This is a genomic window from Anaeromyxobacter oryzisoli, assembly GCF_022690765.1.
In the GTDB taxonomy this organism is placed as follows: Bacteria; Myxococcota; Myxococcia; order Myxococcales; family Anaeromyxobacteraceae; genus Anaeromyxobacter; species Anaeromyxobacter oryzisoli.
In genome coordinates, this window is the sequence record NZ_JALCZA010000013.1 from 1 (window position 1) to 18,699 (window position 18,699).

Consider the following 18,699-nt stretch of genomic DNA (forward strand, 5'->3'; position numbering starts at 1 on the left):
CGGGCGACGCGCCCGCGCACCGACGGAACCGGCGCCGGAGGCGGCCCGGCGCGCGCGCATCGGGGCCCCGCGCGCGCTGCGCGCGGGGTGGCACGGTTCTCGCTGAACCGTCCTCCGTCGCCTTCGCCATTTCACGAAGGGCCAACCAGAAAGGACGCCTCATGAGACGCACTCCGCTCCTCTTCACGCTGGGCGCGGCCGCCCTGCTCGCCGCCGCCGTCGCCCCTGCCCCCGCCGCCGCCGCCGGGCGCGGCGGCGGGACGATCAAGGTGGGCGTGCTCCACTCGCTGTCGGGCACGATGGCGATCTCCGAGACGGCGCTGAAGGACGTGGCGCTCATGGCCATCGAGGAGATCAACGCCGCGGGCGGCGTCGGCGGGAAGAAGCTCGAGCCGGTCGTGGTGGATCCCGCGTCCAACTGGCCGCTGTTCGCGGAGAAGGCGCGCCAGCTCGTCGCGCAGGACAAGGTCGCGGTCGTGTTCGGCTGCTGGACGTCGGTGTCCCGCAAGTCCGTCCTGCCCGTGTTCAAGGAGCTGAACGGGCTCCTCTTCTACCCGGTGCAGTACGAAGGCGAGGAGCTCGAGAAGAACGTCTTCTACACGGGCGCCGCGCCGAACCAGCAGGCGATCCCCGCGGTCGAGTACCTGATGAGCGCCGACGGCGGCGGGGCGAAGCGCTTCTTCCTGCTCGGCACCGACTACGTCTACCCGCGCACCACCAACAAGATCCTCCGCGCGTTCCTCCACTCGCGGGGTGTCAAGGATCGCGACATCGAGGAGGTCTACACGCCCTTCGGCCACGCCGACTACCAGACCATCGTCGCGCGCATCAAGAAGTTCGCGGCGGGCGGGAAGACGGCGGTGATCTCCACCATCAACGGCGACTCCAACGTGCCCTTCTACAAGGAGCTCGGGAACGCCGGGCTGAAGGCGACCGACGTGCCGGTGGTGGCGTTCTCGGTCGGCGAGGAGGAGCTGCGCGGCATCGACACGAAGCCGCTCGTCGGCCACCTCGCCGCCTGGAACTACTTCATGTCGCTCAAGAACCCGACCAACGACGCGTTCACGAAGAAGTTCCGCGCGTACGCGAAGCGCAAGGGGCTGCCGAACGCCGACCACGTGGTGACGAACGATCCGATGGAGGCCACCTACGTCGGCATCTACATGTGGAAGCAGGCCGTCGAGAAGGCGAAGAGCACCGACACGGACAAGGTCATCGCCGCGATGGCGGGCCAGACCTTCCGGGCGCCCTCCGGCTTCGTCCTCGAGATGGATCGGACGAACCACCACCTGCACAAGCCGGTCTTCATCGGCGAGATCCGCCCCGACGGCCAGTTCAGCGTCGTCTGGAAGACGAAGGCGCCGATCCGCGCGCAGCCGTGGAGCCCGTTCATCCCCGGGAACGAGGCCAGGCAGAAGCTCTAGCCCACTCACACGGGCGGCCGGCCCACGAGGCCGGCCGCCGGAGGTCGCCATGCGCTCGCCGTCCGTCGTCGCCACCGCGCTCTGTGCCCTCGCGCTCCCCGCGCTCGCCGCCGCCCTCGATCCGGCGGCGGTGCGCCGGCTCGGCGCGGAGGGCTCGGAGGAGAAGCTCGCCGCGGTCCGGCAGCTCGTCGCCGACGGCGATCCCGCGGCGACGCCGGTCCTCCAGGCGCTCTCGGAGGGGACCCTGGCGCTCGCCGGCGAGCGCGTGGTGCGCCCCGTCGAGGGCCGGACGGTGGACGCCGCCACCGGCGAGGCGATCGATCCGCCGCCGGCGGACGCCGCGACCATCGACGTGAACAACCGGGTGCGCCGCGAGGTCGAGACCGGGCTCGCGGCGCTCCGGCTCCTCGATCCGGCGCGCGAGGTGCGCCGCGCCGCGGCCGAGGAGCTCGCCGGCGCGGCCTCCCCCGAGCTCGCGCCGCTCCTCGGGCGGGCGCTCGCGCGCGAGAGGGATCCCGCCACGCGCGCGCTCCTCGCGCTCGCCCACGCCCGGGCGAGCCTCGAGAGCCCCGATCCCGCGGCGCGGGCCGCGGCCGCGACGGACCTCGGCGCGAGCGCGAGCTCGGCGGTGCGCGCGCTGCTCGCCCGGCACGCGGGGGAGGAGGAGCCGGACGCCGCCGTCCGGCGCGCCGCCGCCGCCTCGCTCGCCGCCGTCGATCGGCGCCTCGCCCTCGGCGAGTACGCCGGCCGCCTCTTCTCCGGGATCTCGCTCGCCAGCATCCTCCTCCTCGCCGCGCTCGGCCTCGCCATCACCTACGGCGTCATGGGCGTCATCAACATGGCGCACGGCGAGCTCCTCATGATCGGCGCGTACGCGACGTTCGCCGTGCAGTCGGTGTTCGCGCGGCGCTTCCCCGGCGCGCTCGACTGGTACGTCGCGGCGGCGATCCCGGTCGCCTTCCTCGCCGCGGCGGTCGTCGGGATGGCGATGGAGCGCACCGTGATCCGCTTCCTCTATGGGCGGCCGCTCGAGACGCTCCTCGCGACCTGGGGGCTGAGCCTCGTGCTCATCCAGGCGGTGCGGAGCCTGTTCGGCCCGCAGAACGTGGCGGTGGCGAACCCCTCGTGGATGTCGGGCGGGTTCGAGCTCATGCCGGACGTGGTGCTGCCCTGGAACCGCATCGCGATCGTCGGCTTCTCGGCGTGCGTGCTCGCGCTGGTATGGCTCTTCATCGGCCGCACCCGGCTCGGAATGTTCGTGCGGGCGGTGACGCAGGACCGCGTCATGGCGGGCTGCACCGGCGTCCCCACCGGGCGCGTCGACACCCTCGCGTTCGGCCTCGGCGCCGGGATCGCGGGGCTCGGGGGCGTCGCACTCTCGCAGATCGCCAACGTCGGGCCGGAGATGGGGCAGGCCTACTGCGTGGACTCCTTCCTCGTGGTGGTGCTGGGCGGCGTCGGGCAGCTGGCCGGCGCGGTCTGGGCGGCGCTCGGGCTCGGGCTCGTCACGAAGCTCCTCGAGGGCTGGTCCGGCGCGGTGATCGCCAAGATCGCGGTGCTCGTCCTGGTGGTGGTGTTCATCCAGAAGCGGCCGCAGGGGATCTTCGCCCTGAAGGGCCGGGTCGTGGAGGGCTGACATGACACCCGCGCCCAGGCAGCCGATCGTCCTCCGCCTCCTCGCCGCGACGCCGCGCGCGGGCTGGCTCGCGCTCGGGGCGTTCGCCCTGACCGCCCTCGTCGTGGTGCCCGGCCTGTACCTCTTCACGCCGCCGGGAAGCCCGCTCCACGTCCCGGATCACGTCCTCACCGTCGGCGGCAAGATCATGTGCTACGCGATCGTCGCCGTCGCGATGGATCTGATCTGGGGCTACGCGGGGATCCTCTCCCTCGGCCAGGGGCTCTTCTTCGCGCTGGGCGGCTACGCCTTCGGCATGTACCTGATGCGCGGCATCGGGCGGGACGGCGTGTACCAGTCCGACCTCCCCGACTTCATGGTCTTCCTCGACTGGAAGGCGCTCCCCTGGTTCTGGCGCGGCACCGATCACCTCGCCTGGGCCCTCGCGCTCGTGATCGGGGTCCCGGCGCTCGTCGCCGTCCTCTTCGGCGCGTTCGCCTTCCGGTCGCGCATCAAGGGCGTCTACTTCTCCATCATCACGCAGGCGCTCACCTACGCCGCGATGCTGCTCTTCTTCCGCAACGAGACCGGCTTCGGCGGCAACAACGGGTTCACCGACTTCAAGCGGATCGCCGGGTTCTCCATCGTCGCCCCGGGGACGCGGGCCACCCTCTTCGCGCTCACCGCGGCCGCGCTCGCCGGGACCCTCGTGCTCGTGCGCTTCGTCGTCACGTCGAAGTACGGCCGCGTCCTCGCGGCGATCCGGGACTCGGAGGAGCGGGTGCGGTTCCTCGGCTACGATCCGCTCTGGTACAAGCTCCTCGCCTGGACCCTCGCGGCGGTGCTCTGCGCGATCGCCGGCGCGCTGTACGTCCCGCACGTCGGCATCATCAACCCCTCCGAGATGTCCCCCGCGAGCTCCATCGAGATCGCGATCTGGGTCGCGGTGGGCGGCCGCGGGACCCTGCTCGGGCCGGTGCTCGGGGCGGCGCTCGTGAACCTGGCGAAGAGCTGGTTCACGGTGGCGTTCCCCCAGCTCTGGGTCTTCTTCCTCGGGGCGATCTTCGTCCTGGTGACGCTCTACCTGCCCGACGGCGTCCTCGGCCTCGGGCGGCGCGTGCTGCGCCGGGGGGTGTCCGCGTGACCGCCGCTCCCTCCCTCGCCATGGCCCGCGAGCCCGCACCGCGGGTCCCGGCGCTCGGCGCGCACGGCGCCGCCGACGTCTCGCACCGGGTGATCCTCTACCTCGAGGACGTCACCGTCACGTTCGACGGCTTCCGCGCGCTGAACGCGCTCTCCCTGTACGTGGACGCGGGCGAGCTGCGCTGCATCATCGGCCCGAACGGCGCGGGCAAGACCACGATGATGGACGTCATCACCGGGAAGACCCGCCCCGACTCCGGGACCGCCTTCTTCGGCCAGGCGCTCGATCTCACGCGGCTCAGCGAGGCCGAGATCGCTGCGGCCGGGATCGGCCGCAAGTTCCAGAAGCCGACCGTCTTCGAGCACCACACCGTGTTCGAGAACCTCGAGCTGGCCCTGCGCGCCGATCGCCGCGCGCGGCGGACGCTCTTCGCCACGCTGGACGGCGCGGCGCGCGACCGGATCGCGGAGATCCTGGAGCTCGTCCGGCTCTCCGGCGAGGCGGGGCGGCTGGCCGGCCAGCTCTCGCACGGCCAGAAGCAGTGGCTCGAGATCGGGATGCTGCTCGTCCAGGAGCCGCAGCTCCTCCTCCTCGACGAGCCGGTCGCGGGCATGACCGACGAGGAGACCGAGCGGACCGCCGAGCTGGTGGTCGGCCTCGCGAAGGAGCGCTCGATCGTGGTGGTCGAGCACGACCTCGCGTTCGTGGCGCGGCTCGGCGGGAAGGTGACGGTGCTGCACGAGGGCGCGGTCCTCGCCGAGGGGAAGCTCGACGACGTGAAGGCGGATCCGCGCGTGGTCGAGGTCTACCTGGGGAGGTGACGCGATGCTGAGGCTCGAGGACGTCCACCAGCACTACGGCGGCAGCCACATCCTGCGCGGCGTGTCGCTCGAGGCCGCGCCGGGCGAGGTCACCGCCGTGCTCGGCCGCAACGGCGTCGGGAAGACCACGCTCCTCAAGGCGATCATGGGCGTGGTCCCGATCTCCTCCGGCCGGATCACCTTCCGCGGCGAGGACCTCACGAGGACCCCGCCGCACCGGCGCGCGCGGGCCGGCATCGGGTACGTGCCGCAGGGGCGCGAGATCTTCTCGCGGCTCACCGTGCAGGAGAACCTGCTCATGGGGCTCGCGGCGCGGCCGCGCGGCGCGCGGATCCCCGAGCGCGTCTTCGAGCTCTTCCCGGTGCTCCGGACCATGCTCGGCCGGCGCGGCGGCGATCTCTCCGGCGGCCAGCAGCAGCAGCTCGCCATCGGACGGGCGCTCGCGATGGAGCCCTCGCTCCTCGTCCTGGACGAGCCGACCGAGGGGATCCAGCCGTCGATCATCAAGGAGATCGAGCGCGCGATCCGCGCGCTCGCGGCGGACGGCCGGATGGCGATCCTGCTCGTCGAGCAGTACTACGACTTCGCGAGCAGCCTCGCCGATCGGTACCTCGTCCTGGAGCGCGGCGAGATCGTGAAGCGCGGCGACGGCGCCGCGATGGAGCGCGACGGCGTGCGGGCGCGGCTCGCGGTCTGACGATTGTACGGAGCGAGGGCGCCCCGCCGCCGGAGCCCCAGCCCACCCGAGGCTCACAGTCAGCCGGGTGCGAGGCTCAGCCGTGTGGTGCGGAGACGAGCGCCGGGACGGAGATCCGCACCCGCACGTCCGGCTTCACGCGGATCGCGCCGAGCATGGCCGAGTAGGGGCGGATCCCGAAGTCGGGCTGGTGCAGCGGGACCTCCGCCTCGAGCCGGCCCGCCGCCTCCCGGACCGCGACGACGAGCGGGCGGGAGCGGCCGGCGAGCGCGAGCGTGCCGCGCAGCTCGTAGCCGCCCTGCCGCGGCGCGGCGCCGGTCGAGGTGAACCGGATCTCCGGGTATCGCGCCGCGAGCAGGACCTTCTCCCGGATCGCGCGCTCGATGTCCCGGACGTCGGCGGCGCTCAGGGCGCCGGGGAGAGGGCGCCCGTCGCGCAGCGCCGAGACCACGCGGAGCGACCCGGCGTCGAAGGTGGCCTTCACGGAGACCGCGGCCGGATCGACCTCGATCGCGAACGCCTCGACCCGCAGCACGAGATCGTGCGCGGCCGCGGAGAGCAGCCCCTCGCGGAAGGTGAGGACCTCGCAGGTCGCCATGTCCGGTCCGAAGGTTGGCATCCGTCCTCCCGGCGGCGCGTCCGTGCGTGGCGCGCCCGGGCGATGTCTTAGCGCAAACGTCGGGGCGGGCGCACGGCGAAGGGCTCGTCGCTGCTCGGTCGGAACATCCGGAGGGGGCGGCGAACGGCGAACGGTGAACGCTCGACGTGCACGAGATGGCGCGCCCCCGCCGCAGCTCATCATCGGGTTCGGATCAGGGCCGGTCCCACCGCCGCGCCGAGCTTTCGCTCGACGGCGCGACCCGCGCTTCCGCCGAGCTCGACCTTGGCGCCGATCGAGCGGATCTCGAGCCGAGTCCCGCGGAACCAACCGCGCACGCCTCCGGGGCTGGGCGCCAGGAGCCGAACCTCGCTCCACGGGATGCAGGGCACGCCGGGCCAGAGCAGCGGCCGGAAGGGCCACGACGGGGCGAGGTGGAGCCCGCGCCTTCCGATGCCCACACGGAGCGCGTTTCCGAAGCCCACGCCCCTCATCGAGCCGCTCGCGAAGCGGTGCAGCGCTTCGAGTGGCTCGTCGACGGGCGGGTGGCGGGCGAGCAGGGCCGGGTGGCCGGCGATCGCCGCGAGGAGGTGCGTGAGCGCGATCAACATGCCCGCGACGAACAGCGGGAACCAGGTCGGGGCCATCGCCGTGATTCTATCCGACCGGCGGGGCGGCGGCTTCGCTCGCAGAGTGAGCGCGCGCCGAAGGCGCAGCGTCACCAGGCGCGCTGGGCCCCCTGCGCTGGGCGAGACGCAAGCACGGTCGCACGGTTCAGTGACGAATCGTAAACAGGTTGCGGGTCGATTGCTCGAGCTGCGCGCTTCCGGCGAACCATCGCGCCGACCGGCGAGGTCGCCGTATAACCGCGATCGGAGGTGATCATGGGCGAGCGGGTGGCGCGGATCGTTCGTGTGCTGGAGGAGAACGGCGTGTTCATCGTGGCGTTCGGGGATCATCCAGAGTCGCCGGAGCGATGCATCCTGCTCCAGCGCACGCTGGAGCCGACCGCGGCGGATCGCGAGCTCGGCCACGATCGCGTACACCTCTCGGACGAGAGCGGCGCGGGGATGTACGGGGGGATCGTCGGCGCGTCGCTGTCGCCCGAGGCGTTGACGCTGACGTTGACCGACGCTGCCAAGGAATGCTTCGGTTTCGCGGAGCCGCTCGTGATCGATCTGCATTCGGCGGCGTACGAGCACTCCGCGCTCGCAGAGGCGCTGCGCCGCGTGCTGCAGCCGGTCGAGGTGGAGCTGCGGTGAAAGACGCGCGGGGCGCTGCGCGTCCGCGCCAGGTCGTCGCGCCTTCGTGGTTCACCTGGATCGCGAGTCGAACACGAAGATCGCCGTGGTCCGGACCGACGCGTTCTCCTGCGGCGTCCGGAGTCGCTCGAGGCGCGAGGGGCTCATCGTTCACTGCGTCGTCACGGCGCCGGTCGCCGACCGAGTTGCGGGACGGCTCGTCGCGTTCGCGTCACCACTGAACGGATCGTCAGACCCCCCGGGTAGAACTTCGGGCCGAGGAGCACACCATGCCCGAAGCCGCCCGCCGCGCCGCGCCCCCTCGCGCCCCGACCCTGGTCGAGCGCCTCACCCCGGAGGCCGTGCACGCGGCGTTCTCGGAGGCGGCGATCGTCGAGGGGCGCGACGTGATCGAGGAGGGGCGCGCGTCGCGGCCGGAGATCCGGCCGTCGAGCGTCGAGGCGATCGTGGTCGGGGAGGACCGGATGGCGCGCCGCGTGGCGCTCGCGTGGGGCGATCGCGGGCTCACCACGAGCTGTAGCTGCGGGCGGCCGCGCTGCGCGCACGCCGCGGCCCTCGCGCTGCTCCTCGCCGGCGACGCGCGCCCGGCGGGACCGGACGCGCGCCCCGTGGCGTCGCTCCGCGACGAGGAGCGGCGGCGCCGGCAGGCGCGCGGCGCGAGCGAGCTCTTCGACATCCACCGCGTGGGCGGCTCGCGCCTCCTCGGCCAGTACGAGGTCGCCTCGCCGTCCTCGCAGGCCTACCGCGTGACGCTGCGGTCCCTCGACGCTCCGCACAACGGGTGCACCTGCCCCGACTTCGCGACCAACCTCCTCGGCACCTGCAAGCACGTCGAGGCGGTGCTCCACCACCTCCGCCGCGACGCGCCCCGCCGCCTGGCGCGGGCGGCCGGCGAGGGCGCGCCGGCGAGCTACCTGCACCTCGTCTTCGAGCCGGAGGAGTCGATCGGGCTGCACCAGGCGCCGGAGGCGCCAGCGCGTCGCTTCGCGGCCCGCTACTTCGCGCCGGACGGGCGGCTCCGCGGCGCCGTCGCCGAGGTCTGGCCCGAGCTCTCGCGCGACGCGGTGGAGGCCGGGGTGGAGGTCCCGGCCGAGGTGACCCGGCTCGCCGAGCGCGCGATCGACGCGGCGCGCCGGGAGCGACGGCGGCGGCAGGTCGAGGAGGAGGTCCGCGCCGCCGGCCGGGACCAGCCCGGCCTCCGGCTGCCGCTCTACCCGTACCAGGTGGAGGGCGTCGCCTTCCTCGCCTCGCGCGGGCGGGCGCTCCTCGCCGACGAAATGGGGCTCGGCAAGACCGCCCAGGCCATCGCGGCGATGGCGGTCCTCGCGCGCCGCGGCGAGGTGCGGCGGACGCTGGTGGTCTGCCCGACCTCGCTCAAGCACCAGTGGCTGCGCGAGCTCCGGCAGTTCGCGGACCTCGCCCCGGAGGAGGTCGTGGTCGTCTCCGGCGGGCGGGAGGAGCGGCGGGCCCGCTACGCCGACCCGCCGCGCGTCCTCGTCACGAGCTACGAGCTCGCCCGCGCCGACGAGCGCGAGCTGCTCGACCTCGCCCCGGACCTCCTGGTCCTCGACGAGGCGCAGCGGATCAAGAACTGGCGCACCCGCACCGCCTCGGTCGTGAAGCGGATCCCGAGCCGCTTCGCCTTCGTCCTCACCGGCACCCCGCTCGAGAACCGGCTCGACGACCTCTACAGCCTGATGCAGGTGGTGGACCCGCACCTCTTCGGCCCGCTCTGGCGGTTCAACGAGGAGTTCACCACCCTCGATCCGTCCGGGAAGCCGGCCGGCTACCGGAACCTGGACCGCCTGCGGTCCCGGATCGCGCCGGTGGTGCTGCGCCGCCGCAAGGAGGAGGTGCTCGCGGACCTCCCCGAGCGGCTGGTCTCGCGCCTCGTCGTGCCGCTCTCCCCGGAGCAGCGCGAGATCCACGACGACGCCGAGGCCGGCGCGGCACGGCTGCTCTCCGTGCTCCGCAAGCGCCCCCTCACGCCCGCCGAGGAGCAGCGGCTCATGCGCGCGTTCCAGCGGATGCGGATGGCGTGCGACGCGGCGGCGCTGGTGGACGGGGACACGCCCGGCGCGCCCAAGCTGGACGAGCTCGAGCGGCTCCTCGAGGAGATCTGCGTCGAGGAGGGGCGCAAGGTGGTGGTCTTCTCCGAGTGGGAGAAGATGCAGGCGATGGCCGCCGAGGTCTGCGCGCGGCTCGGCGTCGGCCACGTCCGGCTCCACGGCGGCGTCCCCTCCGAGGCGCGCGGCGCCCTCATCGATCGGTTCCGGGACGATCCCGCGTGCCGGGTGTTCCTCTCCACCGACGCGGGCGGCGTGGGGCTGAACCTCCAGGTCGCGACCCACGTGGTGAACCTCGACCTCCCGTGGAACCCGGCGGTGCTCGCGCAGCGCATCGCGCGGGTGCACCGGCTCGGTCAGCGCGAGCCGGTGAACGTGGTCACCCTCGTCTCCGAGGGGAGCTTCGAGGAGCGGCTCGAGGCGTCGCTCGACTCCAAGCGGGCCCTCTTCGCCGCGGCGGTGGGGGACGATCCGGACACGGTGACCGTGGAGCGGTCCTCGCTGGCGCGGCGGCTCGCCACCGTCCTCGAGGAGAGCCGGCCGGTCTCGAGCGAGCGGCCCGACGGCTCGGCCGAGCCGGACGCGGAGCCGGTGGAGGCGCTCCGGGCGAGGGTGGGCGACGCGCTCGAGCAGGTGGTCCGGCTCGCCGACGGGCGGATCGTAGGGGTCGTCCGGGGCGAGGTCCCGGACGCGGCGCCGCAGGGGGCGGTGCTCCTGCCGGCGCGCGTCGCGGAGGGGATGGCGCCGCTCGGAGGTGCTTCGCCGCTCGCGGGCGCGGAGGTCCTCTACCGCGCCCCCGCCGTCGGTTCCGCCGACGCGCGGGCGGCCGCCCGCCGCGGCCTCGTCGCCGTCGCCGCCCGGAAGCGCGCCGCGGCCGAGGCCCTCGTCGCGGCGGGGCAGCCCGCCGAGGTGCTCGGGCTCTGCCGCGACGCCATCGCCTTCGCGCTGCGCGCCCTCGATCCCCGCGGCGATCCCGGGGAGGACCCGGCCGCGCTCCTCGCCGCGGTGCACGGCCACCTCGTGCCGGCCGGCCTCGTCTCCGAGGGCGAGGCGGGCGCACTCGCGCGGGCGAGCGAGGCGGCGAGGGCGTTCGGGGCGGCCGCCATCCCGCCGCCCGAGCCGCTCGTCGCCGCGGTGGTGGCGGACGCGCGGGCGCTGGTCGGGCGGGCGCGGGCCGCGATCGAGGCCGGGTAGACCTTTGCCTACGGCGGCGCGAACTGCACCGTCCGCAGCCAGGCGGGCAGGTCGGCCACCTTCGCCGAGCGGACGCCCGCGTCGCTGATGGCGTAGACGAAGTCGTCGGCGAGCACGCTGCGCCTCACGGAGGGCGACCAGGCGAAGCTCCAGCCCGGCCCCGAGGCGGTGGCGAACACGTCTGCCATCGAGAGGCGGCCGGCCGGCGTGATCCCTGCGGCCGGGTCCACCTTGAAGAGGCGCAGGTCGCTCACGAAGGCGTCCGCGGCGAGGTCGGTGAAGGGGATGGCGAGGAGCCCGCGCGCCGGGAACCAGGTGAACGCCCTGGGGTCCCAGAGCGACTCCGACCACGACGCCCCCTCTCCCACCAGCACGGTCGAGAGGGGGCTCGGAGCCGCCGGATCGGCGACGTCGAGCAGCTGCACCTTCACCTGCATGGCGCCGCTCGCCGCGAGCTCGCGCCCGACCCCCAGCAGGTGGGTGTCGTCCAACGGGTGGAGGTAGGCGATGAACCCCGGGAGCGTCAGCTCGCCGAGCTTCCGCGGCTGCGCCGGATCGGAGAGGTCGAAGGTGAAGAGCGGGTCGATCTGTCGGGCGGTGATCGCGAAGCCGCGCGATCCCACGAAGCGCGTCCCGAAGAGCCGCTCGCCGTCGCCGAACGGCTCGGTCTTCCCGAGGGTCCGGAGCGCGCCGCCGGAGAGCCCCAGCACCGCGATCTGGTTCGAGAGCTCGATCCGCCCCCAGGGCTGGGTGGGGTCCTCGACGCGGGTGGAGAGCGTGCTCGCCACGCGCAGCGCACCGTCGAGCTCGTCCAGCTGGTACGGATCGTCCAGGGTGCCGTCCACCACGCCGGAGCCCAGGTAGGCGGCGCGGTCGGGATCGCGGAGGTCGAAGGCGTGCAGGTAGGTGGCGTCGCCTTGCCCCGGCATCGGCCACCACCACCAGTGCCCCGCGGCCGCGTAGAGGGTGTCCTTCGAGGCGTACACGACGTCGGCGCGCGCGAGGACCGACGTCCGCGCGGCCAGCGCCTGCCGGTCGAGATCGAGCGTGGCGAGGGTGAGGATCCCGAGGTGGACCGGGGCCGAGCCGATCGCGAAGTCGCCGCAGGCGTAGCCGAGCTCCTCCGTCGAGCCGTCGGGCCGCTCGACCGCGCCGCGGCGCAGCCAGTCGTCGAGGGTCCGCGCACGGATGAGCGCCTCGTTCCGGGTGACGAGGTCGTCGAACGCCCGATCGCGATCGGCCTGGCTCGCGTCGGCGGACAGCTCGGGCCAGAGGGCCACGCCGTCCGGGAACGGGAGCTCGTCCCTCATCACCAGGCGGACCCGGGTGCCGATGCGGCGGGCGGCGAGATAGCTCCCCGGCAGGTAGATCTCGGAGGTGACCCGGGGGGCGGAGAGCGCGGACACGTCCACCGTGGTGACCTTGGTGACGTTGCTCGCCTGGTACCCGCACCACATCGAGCCCGGCGCCGTGCCGGCGCCGGCGAGCGGCTCGGCGCAGATCGGCTGAGTCCCCTCCAGCGCGCGCGGGACGTAGACGGTGCTGAAGACCACCACCTGGTCGCCGGACAGGAAGAGATCGCGGGGCCAGCCCTCGATCGCGAGCGAGGCGGTCTCCGTCATGGCGTCCGCCGGCCAGCTGCTCACGAGGTGCAGGCGGCCGTCGGCCAGGGCGGCGATGCGGGTGCCGTCGTTCTGGACGAAGTCGGCCTCGTCCACCCCGGCCACCTGCGCGTTGGTCGTGGTGAAGCTCTCCGGCCCGGCCGCGCCCGCGTAGTTCGCCCAGCCGCCGACCACCGGGACGGCCACCCCCCATCCCTCCCGGAGCTGCTCGACCCGGCTCTTCATCTCGAGGACGAGCGCATCCTCGATCGCGCCCTCGAGCTCTCCGCAGCTCGCCGCGTAGGTGAGGCTGGGGCTGCGATCGACCCCGATCGGCGCCGGGAGCCTCGACGAGGTGCTCCGGTTGCAGGCGACGGTGGAGGCGAGCGTCAGGACCGCGAGGGTGCGCAGAAACGTCATGGGGGCCGCTCCTTGGCAGCCCCTCTGTATCAGGGCCTGCCGAGCTCGAGGAGCACGCAAGTCGTCGCACGGCGCCCCCGGCGCCCCCCCGGCCCACCGGCCCACCGGTCCACCCCGGATCGTCCCCATGAGGGCCGCCTCGTCCAGCTCGTCCGCGCTGCGCAACGCGCGCCCCGCCCGTTACGGAGATCGGCGTGACCGGCGAGCCCGGTCGCGGGCGTTTGGAGCAGCACGCGGCCAGCCGAGGAGCGAGCCGTGTGGAGCGAGCAGATGGCGCGGCGAACGCGTCGGGTCGGCCGATGGGCGGCGGCGGCCTTGCTGGGCGGCGCGAGCCTCGGCTGCCGATCCGACGCGGGCGCGCTCGAGGAGAGGGCGCGCCCGGTCCGGGGCGAGGAGACCGCGAACATGTCCGGGTTCACGAAGCCGTCCGACGAGGCGCTCCAGGAGCGCCTCACGCCCGAGCAGTACCGGGTCACGCAGCTCGCGGGGACCGAGCCGCCGTTCGAAAACGCGTACTGGGACCAGCACGCGCCCGGCGTCTACGTCGACGTGGTCTCCGGCGAGCCGCTCTTCAGCTCGCTCGACAAGTTCGACTCCGGGACCGGCTGGCCCAGCTTCACCCGCCCCCTCGACCCGAGCCACGTCACCACCCGCGAGGATCGCGCCCTCTTCTTCGAGCGCACCGAGGTCCGCTCGCGGCTCGCCGGCTCGCACCTCGGCCACGTCTTCCACGACGGGCCGCCGCCGACGGGCCTGCGCTACTGCATCAACTCCGCGGCGCTTCGCTTCGTCCCGGCGGCGCGGCTCGCGGCGGAGGGCTACGGCGACCTCCTTCCGCTCTTCGAGAAGGGCGAGCACGCCTCTCCCCCGGGCGGCGCGAGCCCATGATGCTGAGGGGCCGGCCGGCCACCCGGCTCATACTCCCGCGAACCACTCGTATCCCTGGTCCTCCCAGTACCCGCCCGTCCTCACCGGGAGGAAGCTCACTGCGGTGAGGTACTTCACCATCTTGTAGCCGAGCTTCACCGCCGAGTAGAGGCGGACCGGCGCGCCGTGCTCCGGCCCGAGCGGCGTGCCGTTCATGGCGAGGGCGAGGATCGTCTGCGGGTGAAGCGCGCTCGCGAGGTCCCAGGAGGACCAGTAGCCCGAGTCGAACGAGCGGAACTCGACGTAGCGCGCCCGCGGGTCCACGCCCGCGAGGCGGGCGAGCTCGGAGAGCCGCACGCCGTCCCAGGACGCGACCGCCGACCACCCCTCGACGCAGTGGTGCCGGACCCGGGTGCGCGTCTGCGGGAGGCGCCGGAGGTCCGCGAGCGAGAGGGTCAGGGGGCGCGCGACGAGGCCGCCCACGGCGAGCGCCCAGCCGGCGGGGGCGAGCGGGATCCGCTTCGAGATCCGGTAGGCCGGGAAGGCGTCCGGGGGGCTCTCGTCCTCCGGGGGGAGCTCGGGGGCGAGCCGCGAGGGGTCGAACGTCGCCCGCTGGAACCGCTCGTTCACGCGCTCCATGAGCCCCAGGAAGCCGGCGTGCGGCCGGTCGCTGTCGCAGGCGAGCCCGCCGAGGCCGAGGAGCGCCGTCGCGCGGACGCCGGTGGCGAGGAAGCGGCGTCGGGTCGAGCCGGTCACGCCCTCTCCTCCGGCCGCTCGTCGCGGCCGACGGTCATGTCCGCGAGCGTCCGCGGGTGGAGCAGCACCTGGATCACGTGGACCGCGGTGAAGAGCGCGAGCGCGGCGAGCGCCAGGAGGTGGATCGCGCGCGCCGCGTCGTAGCCGCCGAGCAGCGCGGTGAGGCGCGGGAGCTGGACCGGCTTGTACATCGCGAGCCCCGAGAGGACGAGCAGCGGCGCCGTCGCGAGGACGCCGGTGTACGCGAGGCGCTGCATCCCGTTGTACAGGCCGACGGGCGCCGGGGCTTCCTCGCGGAGGCGCAGATCGTGGAGGAGGGTGCCCCAGGCGTTCCGGGCGTCCCGGCGGGGGAGGAACAGCCGTCGCCGCCACTCCCCGCTCGCGAACAGGTAGGCGGCGTACACGAGCGCGTTCGCCACGAACAGCCACGCGAACGCGAAGTGCCAGTGTCGCGCGCCGGCGAGCCATCCCCCGACCGTCAGGGCGGCCGGCGGCCTCGCCCCCTGGAGCGGGTACCACTCGTAGGGCTCGCCCCTCGGGCCGAGGAGCGGATAGGCGACGAGGATCCGGAGGCCGCTCCCGGCCATGATCGTGAAGAGGACGAGGTTCGCCCAGTGCGTCACCCGGACCAGCCACGGCTGTGCAGGGCGCGGCATGCCAGATCAGGCCTCACGGCGCTCAGGTCGCGAGAGCGGCGTGAGCATGACCGTCATATCCTCCGAGCTGCAACGCGTCCCGACATCTTGCTGACCGATCCGCGCGGCCGGCTACCCGTCGCGGCACCACGCGCCCGTCCGCGACCGCGGTGAGGGGGCGGCGCGGCTCGGCTCGACTACCGACCTGACCCGTCGCCCCGGGTCCCCTGCATCGCCGGGAACCCGCCGGGCTCGGAGTCCTCACCGCGGCGCAGGATCGCGAGCCGCCGCCGCATCGCCGCGATCTCGGCGTCCTGGGACGCGATGATCTCGCTGGCGAGCTGCCGCGTGAGCGGGTCCCTACCGTGGACGAGAAGCAGGCGCGCCATCTCCACCGCCCCCTCGTGGTGCGGGATCATCATGGCGAGGAAGTCCACGTCCACGTTCCCCGTGTAGCCGGGGGCGTGCATGTCCCTCATCATCCGATCCATGCCCGCGTCCATCTCTCTCTCGAACGCGCGGAACTCCGGCGAGAACGCGGCGCCGCCGCGCTCCGCGGCGGGAGGATGGGCATGCCCAGCGTGCGCGTCCGGAGCGGCGACTCGCTTCCCGTCTTCCATGGCTTCGCTCCTCAGGGGCGACACCGCTCGCGTCGGGCTGCCGGTATCACGCCGGTCATGGCTCGACGCGACAGGGTGCCCTCAGGCCGTCTGGCTGCGCGCGCCGGGGCGTACGTACACCAGGTTGATGCTCTTCTTGTTGCGGAGCTTCCCCGACGGCAGCGCGAGCTCGCCGAGGGGGATCTGTGCGACGAAGCGCGGGTCCAGCGGATCGCTCACGTCGAACGCGCTGCACACCGTCTGCCCCGCGTTGGGCGTGCCCGGGAGCTCGTCCTGCTCGTGCGCCACGTAGAGGAGCGTGTTCTCGGGGTTCGTCCACAGCCCGTGGGACTCGCGCCCATGGGTGAAGAACGTCTTGATGACCTTCCGATGCCCGGGCGGCGGCGCGCGATCGATCACGGCGAGCTGGCTCGAGGCCACCCCGCCGGGGCCGCCATCGTCCACCCGAGCGAGCGAGGCGTAGATCACCTTGCCGCGCGCGTTCTCGACGAACTCGAGGTGGTTCGGGCGGGCGAGCTTCCCGAGCCGGACGGTATCGAGCGCTCGCGGCTGCGGCTCCACCGACCAGGCGGAGAGGGCATCCGCGAGCTTGTGCGAGAGCCACAGCTCCTTCCCGTCCGGCGTGGTCTTCTGGAACGGCGTGAAGCCGAACGGATCCTGCGCTTTCAGATCGATCACCGCGCGACGTTTCGGCTGGCTCGCGCCGTCGGCCCCGAAGCCCGTCTCCATCACCTCGAGCTGCGAGAGCTTCTGCGAGATCACGAACGCCAGTCGCCCGTCGGCGGAGAACCAGACCTGCGCCGGCCCGTTCAGGCACTCGACATACCTGCGGACGGCGCCCGCCGCGACCCCGCCGGCCTCGCGGATCGCGGCGGCGACGTCGAGGATCGCGATCCGGCTCTCGCCGCGGATCGTCACCCACAGCTCCTTGCCGTCGCGGCTGAAGGTGGGCTCGTGCGGCTCCCGGCCCACGAGGATGCCGCTGGTGAGCCGCTCCGGGTTCGTCTGGCTCCCGGCCTGGGGGTTCGGCGCGTTCCCGACGGGCTTCAGCGTCACGAGATCCACGAGGTAGACGTTGCTCGAGCCGCGGCCGGTGCACGCGAGCAGCCGGTTGTCGGGCGAGGGCGCTGCGCCGTGGACGTACACGGCGCCATGGTAGAGGGGCTTGTTCATCATCGCCGCGTGGGTGGGCGTGACGCCGCCCGTCACCAGCCGGAAGGGCGGACGGGGATCCTCGTCGAACGAGGTCAGGTTGATCGTCGTCGAGACGGTGTTCGTCCCCGGATCGATCACGGAGAGCGTATCCGAGTCCTCGTTGCAGAGGATCACCCGGTCGCCCGCGCGCGACGCGCGCTGCGGCTGGGCGCCGCCGCGGTCGAGGGGCAGCGTCGCGGCGATCGCCGCGACGCCGGTCCGGACGACGAACTCGCGCCGAGTCCACCTCATGGCCTCGCTCCCTTCGCAGCTCCCCGCGTGTCTATTCGTCCGCGCGGCCGCGATCCGAGCCCGGTCGGGGAAACGCCCGCAGGAGCGTGGCTCGGCCCGGGAGGCGCTCTTTGGACGAAGCTCGCTCGCCGGGAGCGGGGCGGAGCGCCAGCCCCCGCGGCGCTCGCCCGTTCCCCCGACTCACGCCGCTACTCGTTCCCGTGCTGGAAGTCGATCCGGCCGAAGAGGCCGTCCGACTCGTCGTTCGGCCCGGCGGCGAAGAAGAGCACGTCGCTCGGCCCGGCCGCGGCGTCGTTCCCGAAGCCGAGCCCCCAGAGGCCGTCGATGGTGATCCGGCCGCCCTTGCCGGTCAGGTAGGCGCCGCCGTCGCCCTGTCGCTGCTCCTCCTCGACCGCGTAGCCGACGATGTGGCCGTCGCCGAAGTTGCCGACGAGGAGCTTGCCGCTGAAGCGCCCGAAGCCGGAGGCGGGGGCCATCGCCAGCCCCCACGGCGAGTCGAGCTTCCCGCCCGACGCGATCCGCGCGAGGAGCACTCCGTCGGGGGTGAAGGCGTTCACGAAGCCGTGGTGCTTGCCGGCGACGTCGTCGTGCTTCGCCGCGTCCTGCAGGGCGTAGGTGACGTAGATCGTGCCGTCGATCGCCCGGATCCCGAACGGCGCGTAGCCGGCCGGGAGGCTCGGGTCGGCGAAGCCGCCCGTCGTGGACACCGGCGCGAAGGTGTCGTCGAACACGTCCACCTTGGCGCCGCGGAAGTCGGTGGCGTAGAGCCGCTCGCCGCTCTCCGCCGAGGCGATGGTGATGCCCTTGTAGACGGCGCCGCCGAGCGGGTTCGGCGAGGAGTTGTCCACCACCACGATCGTCGTCGTGGAGCGGGTGGCAGGCGGGACCGGCGGAGGCACGTTCGGGTTCCAGCCGCTGATCGTCCCGTCCTCGCTCGCGAAGATGAAGAAGGCCGGCCCCTCGGCGCCACCGCTCGACACGACGAACCCCGTGCCGGTGTTGGCGACGACGCCGGTGGGAGCGGCGGGCGCCCCGCCCGCGCCGGTGACGTTCACCACCAGCGGCGGGATCCCGAACTGGGCGACCCCTTCGCCGTCGTACAGGGTCGCGACGCCCGTGCCGTTGTCGGAGACCCACCACGGGCTCGTGCCGCGATGGGTGATGCCCCAGGAGTTCACCAGGTTCGGGTCGAGGTGCTCGGCGAGCCCGGCGACGTTCGACACCAGGTTGCGCTGCACGTAGAGGCCGCCGGTGGTCCCCGCCGCCTCGGAGCGGGCGGCGGCCTGCGCCGCCGCCGTGGCCTGGGTCGTGCTGCTGGCGGACGGGCGATCGGCGCCGCAGCCGGAGAGCGAGAGTGCGCCGGCGGCGAGCGCGCCCGAGAGCAGGACATGTGGCTTCATGCGTTCCTCCCCCCCGGAGCGTGAAAGCCCGCGGCGAGCGGGCGTCGAGCGAGAGCTCACGGGACGCCGGACAAGCTGGTGCTCCGGGGCGCGACCGCCACGGCGCTTCCGGGCGTGTCGTGGGGGCGCCTCG

16 protein-coding genes are annotated in these 18,699 nt (G+C 73.5%); 8 read left to right on the plus strand and 8 right to left on the minus strand.

The window, feature by feature from the left end:
* Positions 1-161 precede the first annotated feature (161 nt).
* Genes urtA through urtE form a run of 5 tightly spaced genes read left to right on the plus strand, consistent with a single transcriptional unit; the run spans position 162 to position 5,701 of the window.
* A complete protein-coding gene (gene urtA, locus MNZ27_RS06570; RefSeq protein WP_242393242.1) occupies positions 162-1,424 on the plus strand; it encodes an urea ABC transporter substrate-binding protein in 1,263 nt (420 codons plus the stop codon).
* 49 nt (positions 1,425-1,473) lie between these two features.
* On the plus strand, positions 1,474-3,060 hold the full coding sequence (urtB, locus tag MNZ27_RS06575) for an urea ABC transporter permease subunit UrtB (RefSeq protein ID WP_242393243.1): 1,587 nt from the start codon (positions 1,474-1,476) through the stop codon (positions 3,058-3,060).
* Between the two features lies 1 nt (position 3,061).
* On the plus strand, positions 3,062-4,183 hold the full coding sequence (gene urtC, locus MNZ27_RS06580; RefSeq protein WP_242393244.1) for an urea ABC transporter permease subunit UrtC: 1,122 nt from the start codon (positions 3,062-3,064) through the stop codon (positions 4,181-4,183).
* A complete protein-coding gene (gene urtD / locus MNZ27_RS06585; protein WP_242393245.1) occupies positions 4,180-5,004 on the plus strand; it encodes an urea ABC transporter ATP-binding protein UrtD in 825 nt (274 codons plus the stop codon). Before urtC ends, urtD begins: the two co-directional genes overlap by 4 nt.
* A gap of 4 nt (positions 5,005-5,008) precedes the next feature.
* The gene (urtE, locus tag MNZ27_RS06590) at positions 5,009-5,701 is read left to right on the plus strand and encodes an urea ABC transporter ATP-binding subunit UrtE (protein WP_242393246.1); all 693 of its coding nucleotides are present in this window, start codon (positions 5,009-5,011) and stop codon (positions 5,699-5,701) included.
* 76 nt (positions 5,702-5,777) lie between these two features.
* Here urtE and MNZ27_RS06595 read toward each other — a convergent pair whose 3' ends face one another.
* Together MNZ27_RS06595 and MNZ27_RS06600 are read right to left on the minus strand one after the other, a co-directional pair.
* Positions 5,778-6,320 (minus strand): YceI family protein, encoded by a 543-nt coding sequence (locus MNZ27_RS06595; protein ID WP_242393247.1) that lies wholly within the window; start codon positions 6,318-6,320, stop codon positions 5,778-5,780.
* A 179-nt stretch (positions 6,321-6,499) separates the two neighbouring features.
* Complete coding sequence (locus tag MNZ27_RS06600) at positions 6,500-6,946, minus strand: hypothetical protein (RefSeq protein ID WP_242393248.1); 447 nt, start codon at positions 6,944-6,946, stop codon at positions 6,500-6,502.
* 237 nt (positions 6,947-7,183) lie between these two features.
* Between MNZ27_RS06600 and MNZ27_RS06605 the strand changes: the two genes are divergently transcribed.
* Together MNZ27_RS06605 and MNZ27_RS06610 are read left to right on the plus strand one after the other, a co-directional pair.
* Positions 7,184-7,561 carry an Imm10 family immunity protein gene (locus MNZ27_RS06605; RefSeq protein WP_242393249.1) on the plus strand — a complete coding sequence of 126 codons (378 nt, stop codon included), beginning with the start codon at positions 7,184-7,186 and terminating at the stop codon, positions 7,559-7,561.
* Between the two features lie 269 nt (positions 7,562-7,830).
* Positions 7,831-10,821, plus strand: coding sequence for a DEAD/DEAH box helicase (locus MNZ27_RS06610; RefSeq protein WP_242393250.1), 2,991 nt, complete (start codon positions 7,831-7,833; stop codon positions 10,819-10,821).
* A gap of 8 nt (positions 10,822-10,829) precedes the next feature.
* On the opposite strand, the gene MNZ27_RS06615 is transcribed toward MNZ27_RS06610, so the two are convergent.
* Positions 10,830-12,842, minus strand: a complete 2,013-nt coding sequence (locus MNZ27_RS06615; RefSeq protein WP_242393251.1) for a beta-propeller domain-containing protein — start codon at positions 12,840-12,842, stop codon at positions 10,830-10,832.
* A gap of 255 nt (positions 12,843-13,097) precedes the next feature.
* Between MNZ27_RS06615 and msrB the strand changes: the two genes are divergently transcribed.
* Positions 13,098-13,730, plus strand: coding sequence for a peptide-methionine (R)-S-oxide reductase MsrB (gene msrB / locus MNZ27_RS06620; RefSeq protein WP_242393252.1), 633 nt, complete (start codon positions 13,098-13,100; stop codon positions 13,728-13,730).
* 27 nt (positions 13,731-13,757) lie between these two features.
* Here the strand turns inward: msrB and MNZ27_RS06625 are convergent, their stop codons facing one another.
* From MNZ27_RS06625 to MNZ27_RS06645, 5 genes are all read right to left on the minus strand, one after another.
* A complete protein-coding gene (locus MNZ27_RS06625; protein WP_242393253.1) occupies positions 13,758-14,465 on the minus strand; it encodes a molybdopterin-dependent oxidoreductase in 708 nt (235 codons plus the stop codon).
* Positions 14,462-15,121, minus strand: a complete 660-nt coding sequence (locus MNZ27_RS06630; protein ID WP_242393254.1) for a cytochrome b/b6 domain-containing protein — start codon at positions 15,119-15,121, stop codon at positions 14,462-14,464. Before MNZ27_RS06630 ends, MNZ27_RS06625 begins: the two co-directional genes overlap by 4 nt.
* 176 nt (positions 15,122-15,297) lie before the next feature.
* Positions 15,298-15,720, minus strand: coding sequence for a DUF305 domain-containing protein (locus tag MNZ27_RS06635; protein WP_242393255.1), 423 nt, complete (start codon positions 15,718-15,720; stop codon positions 15,298-15,300).
* A gap of 81 nt (positions 15,721-15,801) precedes the next feature.
* Positions 15,802-17,166 (minus strand): YncE family protein, encoded by a 1,365-nt coding sequence (locus MNZ27_RS06640; RefSeq protein ID WP_242393256.1) that lies wholly within the window; start codon positions 17,164-17,166, stop codon positions 15,802-15,804.
* Between the two features lie 188 nt (positions 17,167-17,354).
* Positions 17,355-18,566 (minus strand): TIGR03118 family protein, encoded by a 1,212-nt coding sequence (locus MNZ27_RS06645; RefSeq protein ID WP_242393257.1) that lies wholly within the window; start codon positions 18,564-18,566, stop codon positions 17,355-17,357.
* Between the last annotated feature and the right edge of the window lie 133 nt (positions 18,567-18,699).